18 protein-coding genes are annotated in these 14,813 nt (G+C 72.2%); 10 read left to right on the top strand and 8 right to left on the bottom strand.

Annotated elements, in window-relative coordinates; all coding sequences use genetic code 11:
* Positions 1–65 precede the first annotated feature (65 nt).
* Positions 66–440: a MerR family transcriptional regulator gene (locus M3666_RS04575; RefSeq protein ID WP_235426653.1), complete on the top strand. Its 375-nt coding sequence runs from the start codon at positions 66–68 to the stop codon at positions 438–440.
* A gap of 39 nt (positions 441–479) precedes the next feature.
* Here the strand turns inward: M3666_RS04575 and M3666_RS04570 are convergent, their stop codons facing one another.
* Complete coding sequence (locus tag M3666_RS04570; protein WP_251154607.1) at positions 480–692, bottom strand: hypothetical protein; 213 nt, start codon at positions 690–692, stop codon at positions 480–482.
* Positions 693–1,167: 475 nt separating this feature from the next.
* On the opposite strand from M3666_RS04570, the gene aspS reads away from it, so the two are divergent.
* Positions 1,168–2,508, top strand: coding sequence for an aspartate--tRNA(Asn) ligase (aspS, locus tag M3666_RS04565; RefSeq protein WP_251154606.1), 1,341 nt, complete (start codon positions 1,168–1,170; stop codon positions 2,506–2,508).
* 72 nt (positions 2,509–2,580) lie between these two features.
* Here aspS and M3666_RS04560 read toward each other — a convergent pair whose 3' ends face one another.
* From M3666_RS04560 to M3666_RS04540, 5 genes are all read right to left on the bottom strand, one after another.
* Positions 2,581–2,874, bottom strand: a complete 294-nt coding sequence (locus tag M3666_RS04560) for a Dabb family protein (protein ID WP_066655295.1) — start codon at positions 2,872–2,874, stop codon at positions 2,581–2,583.
* Positions 2,871–3,134, bottom strand: a complete 264-nt coding sequence (locus tag M3666_RS04555) for a glutaredoxin family protein (protein ID WP_066655297.1) — start codon at positions 3,132–3,134, stop codon at positions 2,871–2,873. Before M3666_RS04555 ends, M3666_RS04560 begins: the two co-directional genes overlap by 4 nt.
* 71 nt (positions 3,135–3,205) lie before the next feature.
* Entirely contained in the window at positions 3,206–3,304 is a 99-nt protein-coding gene (locus M3666_RS04550) for a 30S ribosomal protein bS22 (RefSeq protein ID WP_003792170.1), read from the bottom strand.
* 125 nt (positions 3,305–3,429) lie between these two features.
* Positions 3,430–3,624 (bottom strand): helix-turn-helix domain-containing protein, encoded by a 195-nt coding sequence (locus M3666_RS04545; RefSeq protein ID WP_058729786.1) that lies wholly within the window; start codon positions 3,622–3,624, stop codon positions 3,430–3,432.
* A 146-nt stretch (positions 3,625–3,770) separates the two neighbouring features.
* On the bottom strand, positions 3,771–4,286 hold the full coding sequence (locus M3666_RS04540) for a helix-turn-helix transcriptional regulator (RefSeq protein WP_066655298.1): 516 nt from the start codon (positions 4,284–4,286) through the stop codon (positions 3,771–3,773).
* 71 nt (positions 4,287–4,357) lie between these two features.
* Here M3666_RS04540 and M3666_RS04535 point away from each other — a divergent pair, with 71 nt between their 5' ends.
* Positions 4,358–5,797, top strand: coding sequence for a TrkH family potassium uptake protein (locus M3666_RS04535; RefSeq protein WP_066655299.1), 1,440 nt, complete (start codon positions 4,358–4,360; stop codon positions 5,795–5,797).
* Between the two features lie 67 nt (positions 5,798–5,864).
* Positions 5,865–6,503 (top strand): TrkA family potassium uptake protein, encoded by a 639-nt coding sequence (locus M3666_RS04530; protein WP_066655303.1) that lies wholly within the window; start codon positions 5,865–5,867, stop codon positions 6,501–6,503.
* Between the two features lie 95 nt (positions 6,504–6,598).
* On the opposite strand, the gene proC is transcribed toward M3666_RS04530, so the two are convergent.
* Entirely contained in the window at positions 6,599–7,429 is an 831-nt protein-coding gene (proC, locus tag M3666_RS04525) for a pyrroline-5-carboxylate reductase (protein ID WP_251154605.1), read from the bottom strand.
* 95 nt (positions 7,430–7,524) lie between these two features.
* On the opposite strand from proC, the gene M3666_RS04520 reads away from it, so the two are divergent.
* A complete protein-coding gene (locus M3666_RS04520) occupies positions 7,525–8,481 on the top strand; it encodes a cation diffusion facilitator family transporter (RefSeq protein WP_251154604.1) in 957 nt (318 codons plus the stop codon).
* Between the two features lie 67 nt (positions 8,482–8,548).
* Here the strand turns inward: M3666_RS04520 and M3666_RS04515 are convergent, their stop codons facing one another.
* Entirely contained in the window at positions 8,549–8,980 is a 432-nt protein-coding gene (locus M3666_RS04515) for a nucleoside deaminase (protein ID WP_251154659.1), read from the bottom strand.
* Between the two features lie 75 nt (positions 8,981–9,055).
* On the opposite strand from M3666_RS04515, the gene upp reads away from it, so the two are divergent.
* From upp to M3666_RS04490, 5 genes are all read left to right on the top strand, one after another.
* Entirely contained in the window at positions 9,056–9,691 is a 636-nt protein-coding gene (gene upp, locus M3666_RS04510; RefSeq protein WP_066655308.1) for a uracil phosphoribosyltransferase, read from the top strand.
* Between the two features lie 709 nt (positions 9,692–10,400).
* A complete protein-coding gene (locus M3666_RS04505; protein ID WP_251154603.1) occupies positions 10,401–11,171 on the top strand; it encodes a winged helix-turn-helix domain-containing protein in 771 nt (256 codons plus the stop codon).
* 301 nt (positions 11,172–11,472) lie between these two features.
* Entirely contained in the window at positions 11,473–11,967 is a 495-nt protein-coding gene (locus tag M3666_RS04500) for a MarR family winged helix-turn-helix transcriptional regulator (RefSeq protein ID WP_251154602.1), read from the top strand.
* A complete protein-coding gene (locus tag M3666_RS04495) occupies positions 11,964–13,313 on the top strand; it encodes a deoxyribodipyrimidine photo-lyase (protein WP_251154601.1) in 1,350 nt (449 codons plus the stop codon). Before M3666_RS04500 ends, M3666_RS04495 begins: the two co-directional genes overlap by 4 nt.
* Entirely contained in the window at positions 13,310–14,800 is a 1,491-nt protein-coding gene (locus M3666_RS04490; protein ID WP_251154600.1) for a serine hydrolase, read from the top strand. The genes M3666_RS04495 and M3666_RS04490 overlap by 4 nt, the downstream gene beginning before the upstream one ends.
* Positions 14,801–14,813 lie beyond the last annotated feature (13 nt).

Genomic DNA, 14,813 nt, shown 5'->3' with positions numbered 1-14,813 from the left:
GGCGGTCTGCCACCATGGCTCCCGTGCACGCGATCGACTCCCCCGCCCCGACGCCGGGCGACACCATGCACATCGGTGAGCTCGCCGAGCGCGCCGGGATGTCCCTGCGGACGATCCGGCACTACGACGAGGTCGGGCTGCTCGTGCCGAGCGGACGGACCACCGGAGGGTTCCGGGTCTACACGGCGCAGGACCTCGAGCGACTGCTCGTCATCCGTCGGATGAAGCCGCTCGGGTTCTCGCTGGACGAGATGGCGGAGCTCCTGCGCGTCGTCGACGCCCTCGCCGACGCCGGACCCGAGGACCAGCCGGCACTCGCCGCCCGCCTCGACGCGTCGCTCGAGGACGCCCGCGCCCGGCACGCGAAGCTCGTCGAACGGGCCGGCATGGCCGAGGAGTTCATCGGCACGCTCAGCACGCTGCGCGCCACGCTCCCCTGAGCCCCGGACGACACCCGGCAAGCCGGAGACACCGCTCGGTCACCGGTCGACCTGCAGCTCACCGGACTCGATGAGCCGCGCCCGCTCCCGTTGTGCCGCCCGGAGTTCATCGCGCCACCGGAGCAGGTCGTCGTGGACCCGGATGATCCGTCGTGCCTCCCAGGGTCGGAAGCGGTACTGCCGTCGGATCAACTGCCGCCACTCGTCACGATCGCGTTCGATGAGCGCGACCACCGGGTCTTCCACTGCCATCTGCGTTCCCTTCCGTGATGAGGTCGAGCACGATCTTGCCGATCGCGGCGTCATCGGCGCGAAGGATCTGCATTCTGGACATCGCCCGAGCGCTGAACCGACCGACCTCGGCCCGTCCGACGTCGCCGTCGCACACCTGGTCGACCGTCCACACGAACCGCGCCCAGGCCCGGTCGCGTTCCTCGCGCCCGACGTCCCGCCGCCACCGCACCAGCGCCCAGACGCCTCCCACGGCCGCGCCGACCAACGTCAGCACCGACCCGACCGCAGCCGCGACCACCGCCGCCACCGCGACGGGCGGCCAGGCCGCGAGCCCCGCTCCCGTTGCCGTCATCCGGGATCCCCTCTCGACTCGCGACCCGACCACACGGACGACGCTACGGACGTGCCGGGGCCGAACCACGCCTCCCGGCCGACGCTGTGGAGAGAACGGACCGGGACCCCACCTGTGGAGGAGGCCGTAGACTCGACGACCGTGATCGAACGCACCCGCATCGCCGACCTCGCCGCCCTCCCCGACGGCCCCGTTGCCGTCGCCGGCTGGGTGGAGACCGTCCGCGACCAGAAGAAGGTCCAGTTCGTCGTCCTCCGCGACGAGACCGGCGCCGCGCAGCTGGTGAACCCCGCCACGCGCGAGGCCGAGGACGGCGACGACGACGCCCAGGCCCGGCTCACCGTCACGAACGAGATCTCCGGGCTCGCGCACGGCACCTTCGTGCACGTCCGCGGCACCCTGAAGCACGACGAGCGCGTGAAGCTCGGCGGGCTCGAGGTCAAGGTCGGCTCGCTCGAGGTGGTCAGCGCCGCGAAGCCGGAGACGCCCATCGCGGACGACTCCTCGCTCGACAAGCGTCTCGACTGGCGCTTCCTCGACCTGCGCAACCGCAAGCAGAACCTGATCTTCCGCATCCAGACGACGCTGGAGCACGCGTTCCGCACGTACTGGGTCGAGCGTGACTACATCGAGATCCACACCCCGAAGCTGATGGCGTCGGCGTCCGAGTCGCGCGCCGAGCTCTTCCAGCTCGAGTACTTCGAGACCACCGCCTACCTGGCGCAGTCCCCGCAGAACTTCAAGCAGATGGCGCAGCCCGCCGGCTTCGGCGCGGTGTTCGAGATCGCGGACGCGTTCCGCGCGGACCCGTCCTTCACGAGCCGTCACGCCACCGAGTTCACGAGCGTCGACGCCGAGATCTCGTGGGTCGAGTCGCACGCCGACGTCATGGCGATGCACGAGGAGCTCCTCGTCGCCGGCTTCACCGCCGTCAAGGACAAGTACGGCAAGGAGATCGAGGAGGTCTTCGGCTTCGAGTTCGTCGTCCCGACCGCTCCGTTCCCCCGCGTCACCCTGGCCGAGGCCCGGAAGATCGTCGCCGACAGCGGACACGACGTCGTGCGGGCGGACGGCGACCTGGACCCCGAGGGCGAGCGTCGCGTCAGCGCCTGGGCGAAGGAGACGCACGGCTCGGAGTTCGTGTTCGTCACGGACTACGACGCCTCGATCCGCCCGTACTACCACATGCGTCACGCCGACGACCCGACGCTCACGAACAGCTACGACCTGCTGTTCAACGGCGCCGAGATCTCCACGGGTGCCCAGCGTGAGCACCGCGTCGACGTGCTCGAGGCGCAGGCCGTCGAGAAGGGCCTCGACCCCGAGGAGCTCGGCTGGTACCTCGACTTCTTCCGCTACGGCGTCCCGCCGCACGGCGGCTTCGGCATGGGCCTCGCCCGCGTGCTCATGCTCGCCCTGCACGAGCCGTCCATCCGCGAGGTCACCTACCTGTTCCGCGGACCGACGCGCCTGACCCCGTAGTCACCACCGACGACGACGGCCACCCTCCGACAGGAGGGTGGCCGTCGTCACGTGCGGGCCGGGAGGCGCGGGTCAGCTCTCCCAGTCGATGGCCGCCCGCCCCGTGACGAGCTCGCGGATCTCCGCTGCCGCCGCCTGGTGGTCAGGGTGGAACTGGTACTCGTCGAGACCGGCCAGGTCGTCGAACGTCGCCACGACGGCCAGGTCCTGGTTCTTCCCCGGGTAGGCCACGTTGTCGACGACCTCGAGCGACCGTATCGAGCCGATCGTGCCGACGAGCCCGGTCAGGAGCTCGCGGACGTGCTCGATCGTCGCGGTGCGGTCGAGGTCCTCGCGGACGGTCCAGGAGACGACGTGGTGGATCATGCGCTGGCCTCGGCCTTCTCTGCCTTCTCGAGGGCACCGTGCAGCCGGTCGGCGTCCACGTGCCAGTTGCTGTGGACCCGGCCGTCGACGAGGACGACCGGGATGTCCTCGGCGTACTCCTCGCGCAGCGCGTCGTCGTCGAGGATCGACCGCTCCTCGAGGGTGACACCGGGGTGGGCGGCCACGACCTGCTCCACGACCGGACGGGCGTCGTCGCAGAGGTGGCAGCCGGGCTTCGTCAGGAACGTCACGGCGGGCATGTCCCCCACGATAACGCGCCCGGGAACACGAAAGCCCCGGCGGACCGGGGCTTCGGGTGCAAGTACTGGACTTACTTCTTGTTGCGACGCTGGTGACGCGTCTTGCGAAGGAGCTTGCGGTGCTTCTTCTTCGCCATGCGCTTGCGACGCTTCTTGATGACAGAACCCATAGTGGACCTCGCTCGGAACGATGCAGATGTGTGGACACCGGGCCCGAAGAGACCGCGGAAAATCAACCCGGCCGAGTCTAGCGGAGCGCAGCGGTCCTGTCGAACGGGCGCGCGCCGGGCCGACCTCAGCCGACGTCGGCGATGCCGCCGCGCAGGAGTTCGGCGACCGCCGACTCCGGGACGCGGAAGGACCGGCCGAACCGGATCGCGGGGAGCTCCCCCGCGTGCACCATGCGGTACACCGTCATCTTCGAGACGCGCATCATCTCGGCCACCTCAGCGACGGTGAGGAAGCGCACGTCGTCGAAACTGCCGGTCATGGTCCGCCTTCGGGTTCCCGCGGATCGCGCGGGGTCGGTGTGACCAGTGTGGTCAAGGGCGAGTGTAGGGGCGCGTGGGACCACGTGTCCAGGAGACTCCGAGCGGACGCTCGACCGTGCTGCGCGAGGGGTCTCCCACCGGTCGGTCAGTCGTCCTCACCGCGGCGCGTGAAGCGCTTCCGGCTGCGATCGACGACACGCTCCCAGCCCTGCTGCGCACCCGAGAACGCGGCGGTCGCGCGGTGCGAGGCCTCCGCCATGACGCGTCCCAGCTCGGTGCCGACCTCGACGGTGGACCGAGCTGCGGTGCCGGTCCGGCGGAACGAGACCGGCTGCCCGTCGAGGGTCCACGAGGTCGTCGCCGGGGTACCGTCCGCGTCGACCGCTCCCGTGAAGGGGACGACCCACTCCTCGAGCCGGACGAGCGGCTCCGGGTCGAGCCGGTAGAAGCGGTGCTGGCCCTCCTCGCGGCTGGACACGAGACCGTGGTCGCGCAGCACGCGGAGGTGCTTCGACACGGTCGGCTGGCTGACGCCGATCTTCTCGACGAGCTGCCCGACGCTGAGTTCGCCGCCGGTGGCGTCCGAGCCGTACGCCGTCAGCAGCGCCCCGAGCAGCTCGCGCCGGGTCGGGTCCGCCACGACGGTGAAGATGTCGGCCATGCGGCAAGGCTAGCCGGACCCGTACGCATGTACCATGACCGCTGACCTGCCCACGGCTCCGGAGGCACAGGATGCTCGACCGCACCGAGCCGCTCAACCGGCACACGCCGACGAGCGGGGTGAGACGGCGTCTCGACGGTGCCCTCGGCGTCCTCCGGTCGTCGCCGTCGCGGCTCGCGATCCTGGTGTTCGTCGCGCTGATCCTCATCTTCACGACCCTGTTCATGACGCCCTGGGCGGCTGCGGACCGGACCCCGACGCACTTCGCGGACGCGCTGTTCACGGCGGCGTCGGTCGTCTGCGTGACCGGGCTGGCGACGGTCGACATGGCCACGCACTGGTCGGTCTTCGGCAAGGTGCTCATCGTCGTCGGGACCCAGATCGGCGCCGTCGGCGTCCTCACCTTCGCCTCGATCCTCGGCCTGGTCGTGACACGGCGGCTGGGGCTCCGTGCCAAGCTCATCGCCGCCGGCGACTCGAACCCGCTCCGCACGCACTCCGGCGCCGTCCCCGAGGGGCAGGCCGTGCGGCTCGGGGAGGTCGGCACGCTCCTGCTCACCGTGGCGGTGAGCACCCTGACGATCGAGATCGCGATCGGCGTGCTCCTGCTGCCGTCCACGCTCGCCGCCGGCTACCCGTTCTGGACCGCCGTCGGGGACGCCTTCTACTACTCGGCGATGGCCTTCACGAACACGGGCTTCTCGCCGAACGCCGAGGGGCTCACCCCCTTCGCGAACGACTACTGGTTCCTGTCGCTCCTCATGGTCGCGGTCGTGGCGGGCTCGATCGGGTTCCCGGTGATCCGGGCCGTCACCAAGCAGTTCCGCACCCCGCGGCGGTGGCCCATCCACGTGAAGCTCACGCTGGCCACCAGCGCGGTGCTGCTCGTCCTCGGCGCGGTCGTCTACACGGCGCTCGAGGCCTCGAACCCCCGCACGCTCGGGGACGCCGGCGCCGGACACACCGCGTTCCAGGCGCTGTTCTTCTCGACGATGACGCGGTCCGGCGGCTTCGCCACGATCGACGTCGAGCAGATGCACGGCGCCAGCCTGCTCGTCACCGACATGCTCATGTTCATCGGTGGCGGTTCGGCGTCGACCGCCGGCGGCATCAAGGTGACGACGCTGGCGGTGCTCTTCCTGGCCGCGGTCGCCGAGGCCCGCGGGCGCCAGGGCATGGAGGCGTTCGGGCGCCGCATCCCCGGTGACGTCCTGCGCGTCGCCGTCGCGGTCGTGCTCTGGGGGGCGACGATCGTCGCCGTCATGACCGTGGTCCTGCTGCAGATCACCGGCGACTCGCTCGACCGCGTGCTCTTCGAGGTCATCTCCGCCTTCGCGACCTGCGGCCTGAGCTCCGGCATCTCCGCCGAGCTCCCGGAGGCGGGCAAGTACGTCCTCGCCGCCACGATGTTCCTGGGCCGGGTCGGTACAGTGACCATCGCCGCCGCGCTGGCCGCAAGCCAGAGCCGGCAGTTGTTCCGCCGCCCCGAGGAGAGGCCGATCGTTGGCTGACCGCCGTCCCCGCGCCGACCGTCGCGCACCCCACCCCGTCACCGGGGCCGTCAGCCACGACGCCCCCGTGCTCGTCCTCGGCCTCGGCCGCTTCGGCGCCGCCACCGCCGGTCAGCTCGAGCGCCAGCACCGCGAGGTCCTGGTCGTCGACACCGACGCCGGCCTCGTCCAGAAGTGGTCGGACCGCGTCACCCACGCCGTGCAGGCGGACGCGACGGACATCGACGCCCTGCGGCAGATCGGCGCGCAGGACTTCGCGATCGCGGTCGTGGCCGTCGGTTCGCACCTCGAGTCGAGCGTGCTCATCACCTCGAACCTCGTCGACCTCGGCATCCCGCAGATCTGGGCGAAGGCCGTCAGCCGCTCGCACGGCACGATCCTGTCCCGCATCGGGGCGAACCACGTCGTGTACCCGGAGCGCGAGGCCGGCGAACGGACCGCGCACCTGGTGTCCGGTCGGATGCTCGACTTCATCGAGTTCGACGACGACTTCGCGGTCGTCAAGATGTTCCCGCCGCGCGCCGTGCGCGGCAAGGACCTCGCCACGACCGTCATCCGGACCCGGCACGGCCTCACCGTGCTCGGCATCAAGTCGCCGGGCAGGGCGTTCGTGCCGGCAACCCCGGACAGCGTCATCGGCGAGGACGACGTCATCATCGTCTCGGGGACCGAGACCGACCTGGAGCGCTTCGCCGCGCTCGAGTAGCGACCCGACGTCGGACGGGAGGCCCGTGGCGGACACGGCCACGGGCCTCCCGTCCGTCCCGTGGTCACGCCGGACGGACCGACCGGCGCCCGCGGTCAGGACGCGGCGATCTCCTCGGCCCGGGCGATCGCGGCGCGCGACGCGCGGGTGAAGGTGCCGGCGAGGTCGGCCTCCTGCAGGACGGCGACCGCGCGCTCGGTGGTGCCCTTCGGACTGGTGACGGCGCGGCGCAGGTCGGCGGGCTCCCGCCCGGACGCGGCGAGGAGTTCGACGGCTCCCCGCACGGTCCCCTGCACCATCGTCGCGGCCTGCTCCGGGGTGAACCCGAGCGCCTCGGCGGCCTGCTGCCACTGCTCGACGAGCAGGAACACGTACGCGGGCCCCGATCCGGAGACGGCGGACAGGGCGTCGAGCTGCGACTCCGGCACCTCGATGACCTGTCCGGACGCGGCGAACACGCTCGAGGCGATCCCGACCGCGTCGTCGTCGGCCGTGGACCCGGCGCTGATACCGGTGACACCGTGGCCGACGCCGATCGGGGTGTTCGGCAGCGCCCGGACCACACGGACGCCCGCCGGGACACGCGCCTCCATCGAGGCGAGCGTGGTGCCGACCGCGACGCTCACGACCACCGCACCGGGGTGGAGCGACGCGGCGACCTCGTCGAGGACCTCGCCGATCATGTGGGGCTTGACCCCGAGGACGACGAGCCCGGCCCCGCGGACGGCCTGCCGGTTCGCGTCCGGGTCGGTCTCCGTCGCCGACGCCTCGAGCCCACGCTCGCGCCATGCCGCCGCCGACGCTCCGGACCGGGTGGTGAGCGTCACGGTCGCGGGGTCGAGGCCGGCGGCGAGCAGTCCCTCGAGGACGCTGCCGGACATGGAGCCGACGCCGAGCATGGCGGTGCGGGGCAGTTCGATCGTCATGGTCCCGACCCTACCCAGCGCCCACGCCTAGGATCGGTCCGTCAGGGGGCCGCCTGCGGAGCGGGCCCGGTGCACGGCAGGGAGAAGGGACACCCGTGAGCGCTTCGGGAGGCACGAGGGCGATCGTCGCCGCACTCGCCGCGAACGTCGGCATCGCGATCGTGAAGTTCGTCGCGGCCGCGATCAGCGGGTCCGCCGCGATGCTCGCCGAGGGCGTGCACTCCCTCGCCGACTCCGCGAACCAGCTCCTGCTCCTGCTCGGCGGCCGCCGTGCCCGCCGCGCAGCCGACCAGGAGCACCCGTTCGGCCACGGCCGCGAACGGTACGTGTACGCGTTCGTCGTCTCGATCATCCTGTTCACCATCGGCGGCGTGTTCTCGTTGTACGAGGGCATCGAGAAGCTCGCCGACCCGCACCCGATCACGAACTGGTGGCTCCCCGTCGCCGTGCTCGTCGTCGCGATCGGCCTCGAGGGCTTCTCGCTCCGCACCGCCCTGCGCGAGGCCCGTCCGCACAAGGGCTCGCAGTCGTGGGTGCAGTTCGTGCGTCGGGCGAAGGCCCCGGAGCTCCCCGTGGTCATGCTGGAGGACACCGCGGCGCTGACCGGTCTCGTGTTCGCACTGCTCGGCGTCGGGCTCACCGTGCTCACCGGCAACGGGGTGTTCGACGCGATCGGCACGATCCTCATCGCCCTGCTCCTCATCGCGGTCGCCGTCGTGCTCGGCATCGAGACGAAGAGCCTGCTCGTCGGCGAGGGCGCGAGCGTCGCCGACGTGGAGCGCATCAGGGCCGCCGTGCTCGACGGTCCCGAGGTCGAGTCGATCGTGCACCTCAAGACGCTGTACCTCGGGCCGGACGAGCTCATGGTCGGCATGAAGGTCGCGGTCGACGGGGACCGCCGGCTCGGGGACGTGGCCGCGGGCATCGACACCGTCGAGCAGCGCATCCGCGCCGCGGTGCCGGTCGCCCGCGTGATCTACGTCGAGCCGGACGTCCTCCGGACCGGACCGCGGCCGCCCACCGAAGCGATCGTCATCCGCGCCGCCGACTGAGCGCAGGCCCGTCGAGCCAGGCCTGTCCGGACAGAGCCGTCCGGGCAGGGCCGTCAGGGCAGAGCCGTCAGCGGCGATCGCGGAAGAACGCGTCGAGCAGGTCGGCACAGGCCTGCTCACGCACGCCCGCGACGACCTCGGCACGGTGCGGCAGACGCCGGTCCCGCGCGATGTCGTAGACGCTGCCGCTCGCCCCGGCCTTCGGGTCCCAGGCCCCGAACACGATCCGCGGCACCCGTGCGGCGAGTGCGGCTCCCGCGCACATCGGGCACGGCTCGAGCGTGACGACCAGGGTGTGCTCGGCGAGGTGCCAGTCCCCCGTCGCCTCGGCCGCCGCCCGCAGCGCGAGCACCTCGGCGTGGGCGGTCGGGTCCTGCCGGGCCTCGCGTTCGTTCCGGCCGACCGCGACGACCTCGCCCGCAGCGTCGAGGACGACGGCACCGACCGGCACGTCCCCGGTCGACAGGCAGGCACGCGCCTCGTCGAGCGCTCGGTCCATCGCCGCGGTGAACGGTCGTCCGGCTGGGTGCTCCACGCGTCGATCCTGCCCCATCGGCACGGTACGCTCGACACCATGCGAGTCCACGTCGCCGACCACCCGCTCATCACCCACAAGCTCTCGGTGCTCCGCGACCGGACCACACCCTCCCCGACCTTCCGTGCGTTGACGGAGGAGCTCGTGACGCTGCTCGCCTACGAGGCCACGCGCAGCGTCCGGGTCACCGCCACGCCGATCGACACCCCCGTCGCGCACACGATGGGTGTCGCGATCGCGAAGCCCCGTCCGCTCGTCGTGCCGATCCTGCGCGCCGGGCTCGGCATGCTCGAGGGCATGGTCAAGCTCGTCCCCACCGCCGAGGTCGGCTTCCTCGGCATGGCCCGCAACGAGGACACGCTCGAGCCGCAGACCTACGCGGAGCGCCTGCCCGACGACCTGTCCGGTCGGCAGTGCTTCGTGCTCGACCCGATGCTCGCGACCGGTGGCACGCTGGCCGCCGCCATCGACTTCCTCTTCGACCGCGGCGCGGAGGAGGTCACGTGCGTCTGCATCCTCGGCGCACCCGAGGGCCTTGCCGCCGTCGAGCAGGCCGTCGGTGACCGCAACGTGAGCATCGTCCTCGGCGCCCTCGACGAGAAGCTCGACGAGAACGGCTACATCGTCCCGGGTCTCGGCGACGCGGGCGACCGCCTGTACGGCCTGGCCGAGTAGCACCCGCTCCCCCGACGCCCCCGTCGACCCGGCTCCGGCCGTGTCGACGGGGGCGTCTCGCGTCTTCGGCGCTCGCGCGGGACGGTGTCGTCGTCGCGAGACGCCGCCGACTCGACGAGACACCGCCGCTTCCGGGTGCGTCTCGCGCGAAGGGCGGCGTCTCGCGCGAGAAGCGGCGTCTCGCGCGCAGACCGCGTGACGCGCACCGCGCCCCGCCCACGCGACGGCGGACGGGAGGCCCGTGGCGGGCCGGCAGCGCGCCTCCCGTCCGGCAGCGGGGTCCGCCCGACCACCGGCTGTCCGCTCTCGTCACCGTCCGTGCGGACGGTTGACAGCGCCTTGGTATACCGCGGATACTCGTCCCATGACTGCAACCGTGTCCTCCCGAGTCCTCTCCGAGGCCCTGGGGAACGCCGGCACCATGATGCCGGCGTCGGCGGTCATGCGTTGTCGAATGTGTGCCTGATCGGTACCCGTTCCAGCCGGATCCCCCGCGACACCACCCCGGTCGCGCGCGTGTGATCCCCGGGTGACAGCACCTCGACGACGCCCCCACACCGCGTCCCGTCGGAGCGCAGACCACCCGTACCTCCCGGGAGGCCCCGGTCCACCGCAGGACCGCTGGGCGACACGGCGATCAGCCGTACCCGGACCGACGCACTCGACACCGCACGGTGCACCGCACCGCAGCCCCGCCCGGAGAACCGCCATGTCGCTCACGATCCCCCAGCCCCGCACCACCCTCCGTCCCGCCACCACGGTGCCGACCGACCTCGGCACGGTCACGCCGATCCGTCCGCGTCGCACGCCCGTCGCCCCGCCGGTACCGAGCGGGATCCCGACCAGCCCGGTCGTCGCTCCGCAGCGGAACCGGGCGCTCCCCGAGGGCACCGAGGCGCGTGGCTTCGCGCTCTACGTCGGCATCGACGAGGCCGCGGCCGCTGCCGCCGGGACGAGCCTCGCGGCCGTGGTCGAGCAGCTCAAGGCCCTCACCGCCCAGCTCGTCCCGTCGTCGGAGACCTACGCCGCCGTCGCCGTCGCCGCCGAGGGGTCCGGGGGCCGCGACGTGGACGTGGTCCGTCTCGCGCTGCAGGACCGCTCCGCCGTGGCCGCCCGCAAGCAGGCCGAGAAGCCCGAGCCCGAGGAGACCGGAGTCGTCATCGACATCTCCCGGAAGCGCGTGACGCTCGACGGCGAAGCCGCTCCCCTGACCTACAAGGAGTTCGAGCTCCTGCAGTTCCTCGTGCTGCGCGAGGGCCAGACCGTCGACCGTGCCGCGATCATCGAGGGCCTGTGGTCCGACGACGAGGACGAGACCCCGAACGAGCGCACCATCGACGTGCACGTGCGTCGGCTGCGCTCGAAGCTCGGTGCGTTCGAGGAGATCGTGCGGACCGTGCGCGGCGTCGGCTACCGCTTCGACCGGCACGCCGACGTCGCGGTGCGCTACGCCTCGACGCCGTCGCCCGACCTCTTCTGATCTGCTCCGACGACGTTCGGCGAACTCGCAGCGAACGGAGCCCGGACACGCTGGCGCGCCGTTACCTCGCCGTTATACAGTCGGAGTCGCAGGCAGTGTTTGCTGTGGCACCGCCTGCGGAATGTGATTGCAGGACACTCTTGGTGCAAGGGAGAGGGCCGGTCGCTCAGAAGGCGACCGGCCCTCGTCACGTCCCGGCCCTCGTCACGTCCCGGCCCGGGCCGCTGTCCCCCGCGACCCGACCGGTGTCACACGCCCCTCGGTAGTGTGGACCGACCGTACGACCGGAGGGACGACGACCGTGGACGACGTACGCCGCAGCGACAAGGCGACCGCCGTCGCGGCCTGGGAAGCCCTGTTCCGGGCACAGGTGACCGTGATGCGCGCACTCAACACCGACTTCCCGGGCGGTGAGATCTCCTTCAACGAGTACGACGTCTGCTTCAACCTGTCGACGCAGCCCGGACGACGCTGCCGGATGCGCGACCTGACCGGTCACCTGCTCCTGACACAGCCGAGCGTGAGCCGCCTCGTCGACCGCCTCGCCTCGCGCGGCATCGTCGAGAAGCAACCCGACCCGTCGGACGCGCGCGGCGTGATCGTCGCCCTCACGGCACACGGCTTCGACGTCTACCGCTCGGTGGCGGTGCAGCACGCGCAGACCATCGCCGACCAGGTCGGAGCCGGACTCGACGACGACGAACTCCGCACCCTCACGGAGCTGTGCACGAAGCTGCGCACCGCAGCCGGCGGTACCGGCCCCCGTCCCCGTCCGGCCGAGGCGGTGTCCGCGTGAGCGGCGCGGTCGTCTGGCTGCGCGAGGACCTGCGGCTCGGCGACAACCCGGCGCTCCGTGCCGCGATCGACCACGGCGGCCCGGTCACCGTCGTGGTCGTGCTCGACGAGGAGTCCGCGGGCATCCGTCCCGTCGGCGCCGCGAGCCGCTGGTGGCTCCACCACTCCCTCGCCGCCCTCGACGCCGAACTGCGGTCCCGGCACTCGCGGCTCGTCCTGCGCCGTGGCAGTGCCGCGCGGGTGGTCCCCGAGGTGGTCGCGCAGGCCGGGGCGGACGCCGTCTACTGGAACCGTCGGTACGGCAGGGTCGAGCGCGATCTCGATGCGGGGATCAAGAGCGCCCTGACGGACGACGGCACGGAGGCCCACAGCTTCGCGGCGAACCTGCTCTGGGAGCCGTGGACGGTGCTCACCGGTCAGGGCGAGCCGTTCAAGGTGTTCACCCCGTTCTGGCGAGCGGCACAGGCCATGCCCGAACCGCGGCACCCGCTGCCGAAGCCGCGCGACCTGCCCGCTCCCGCGGACGTGGACTCCGACGACCTCGACGACTGGGCCCTGCTGCCGACGGAGCCGGACTGGGCCGGCGGCCTCCGCGACGCGTGGGAGCCCGGCGAGGCGGGGGCGCACCGCAAGCTCGAGCAGTTCGTGCACGACGCGCTCGAGGACTACGACCAGCGTGACGAGCCCGCGATGGCGGCGACCAGCGACCTGTCGCCGCACCTGCGCTGGGGCGAGGTCAGCCCGTACCAGGTGTGGCACCGCCTGCACGGCGAGCTCGAGCCCGAGCAGCGCCGCCAGGCCCCGGCGTTCCTCCGCCAGCTCGCGTGGCGGGAGTTCAACTGGAACGAGTACTTCCACTGCGACGACATCGCGACCGTGAACGTCCGCCGCGAGTTCGACGCGTTCCCGTGGCGTGACGTCGACGACGACGAGCTCGACCGCTGGCGGCACGGGCGGACGGGCTTCGACCTCGTCGACGCCGGCATGCGGGAGCTCTGGCACTCGGGGGCGATGCACAACCGCGTCCGGCTGGCCGCGGCGAGCTTCCTCGTGAAGAACCTGCTCGTCGACTGGCGCATCGGCGAGCAGTGGTTCTGGGACACCCTGGTCGACGCCGACCCGGCGAACAACGCGGGCAACTGGCAGTGGGTCGCGGGCTCGGGCTTCGACGCCGCGCCGTACTTCCGCGTGTTCAACCCCGACCGGCAGATGGAACGCTTCGACCCGCACAAGGAGTACGTGCGGCGCTGGGTCCCCGCGGACGAGGAACGCCCCGAGCCGATGGTGGACCTCAAGGCCTCCCGGCAACGTGCACTGGACGCCTACGACCAGATGCGTCGCGCATGACGGTCCCGCGCGACGTGCTCGCCGAGGTCGACGCCCTGTTCGCCGCGCGGGTCGCCGACCGGGTCGCGCCGAGCAGCGTCTGGGGCGTGTTCGACCGGGAGGGCCTGGTCGCGTCCGGAGGACACGGTGACCGAGGCGACGGGAGCGCGCCCGACGCCGACACCGTCTACCGGATCGCGTCGTGCACCAAGAGCGTGACCGCGGCGACGCTGCTCACCCTGGTCGCCGAGGGGTCCGTCGCCCTCGACGACCCGATCACCACCGCCGTACCCGCGTTCGCCGAGGTCGCCCTCCCGTCGCCGGACGCCCCGGTGCCGACGCTCCGGATGCTCCTGACGATGTCCGGCGGACTGCCGACCGACGACCCGTGGGCGGACCGGCAGGAGTCGATCGACGACGACGCCCTCGATGCCGTCCTCCGGGCAGGGCTGCTGTTCGACTCCGTCCCGGGCACCCGCTTCGCGTACTCGAACACCGGTTACGCCCTGCTCGGGCGCGCGATCGCCCGAGCAGCCGGCACGCCGTACGTCCGGGCGGCGACGGACCGCGTGCTCCGGCCGCTCGGACTGACCGACACCGTGTTCAGCGCCCCCGAGGCGCGCGGTTTCGTCGTCGTCGGCCAGCGCGACGACGACGGGTCGTGGACCCCGCAGCCGATGACCGGGCCGGGCGCGTTCTCGCCCATCGGCGGACTCTTCTCGACCGTCCGCGACCTGGCGCGGTGGGCCCGGTACCTCGCGTCGGCGTCCACCGCTGCGCCGGAGGACGGGCCGGTCTCCCCCGCGGACCGTCGCGCGATGCAGCAGGCGATGCGGATCGTGCCGTCCTCGGTGGTGCCCGCGGCGAAGCGACCGACGGCGTACGGGTTCGGACTGTTCGTGGAGCAGGACGACCGCGCGGGTGAGATCGTGTCGCACTCCGGCGGCTACCCCGGCTTCTCCGCGCACGTCCGGTGGTCGGTGGAGCACGGCCTCGGTGTGGTCGCGTTCGAGAACGCCACGCAGGCGAAGGTCTCGGCGCCGGCCGAGCGGGCGCTCGACCTGCTGCTCGCCGAGACGCTCGACGCCCGTGCGGCGGCGGCGGCGGCCTCCACCACCACGAGCGGATCAGCAGACGCGCCGGGCATCCGTCGGACCACGGAGGCCACGCACACCGCGCGTCAGGCCGTCACCACGCTGCTGCGGGCATGGGCGGACCCGGCCGTCGACGACGACAGCGCGGCAGACCTCGGCGCCGCCGTCTGCACGCCGAACGTCCCCCTCGACCGCCCGTGGACCGCTCGACGGCGCGCCCTGCTCGAGTCCGCGCACGCCGTCGGTGCAGACCTCGCCGCCGCACCGGTCGACGAGCAGTCCTCGGTGCCGTCGCACCTGCGCTGGTGGCTGCCCGGCAGCGCCGGCCGTCTGCGGATCGAGATCCGGCTCGCCCCCCTCGCGGCGGGTCGAGTGCAGAGCCTGACGGTGACGCCGGAGCGTGCCGAGCACTGAACCACGCGGACCG

Source organism: Curtobacterium sp. ODYSSEY 48 V2, assembly GCF_023712625.1.
GTDB lineage: Bacteria > Actinomycetota > Actinomycetes > Actinomycetales > Microbacteriaceae > Curtobacterium.
Note: the sequence above shows the minus strand (reverse complement) of the source record. Positions and strands in the feature narration are given on the sequence as shown.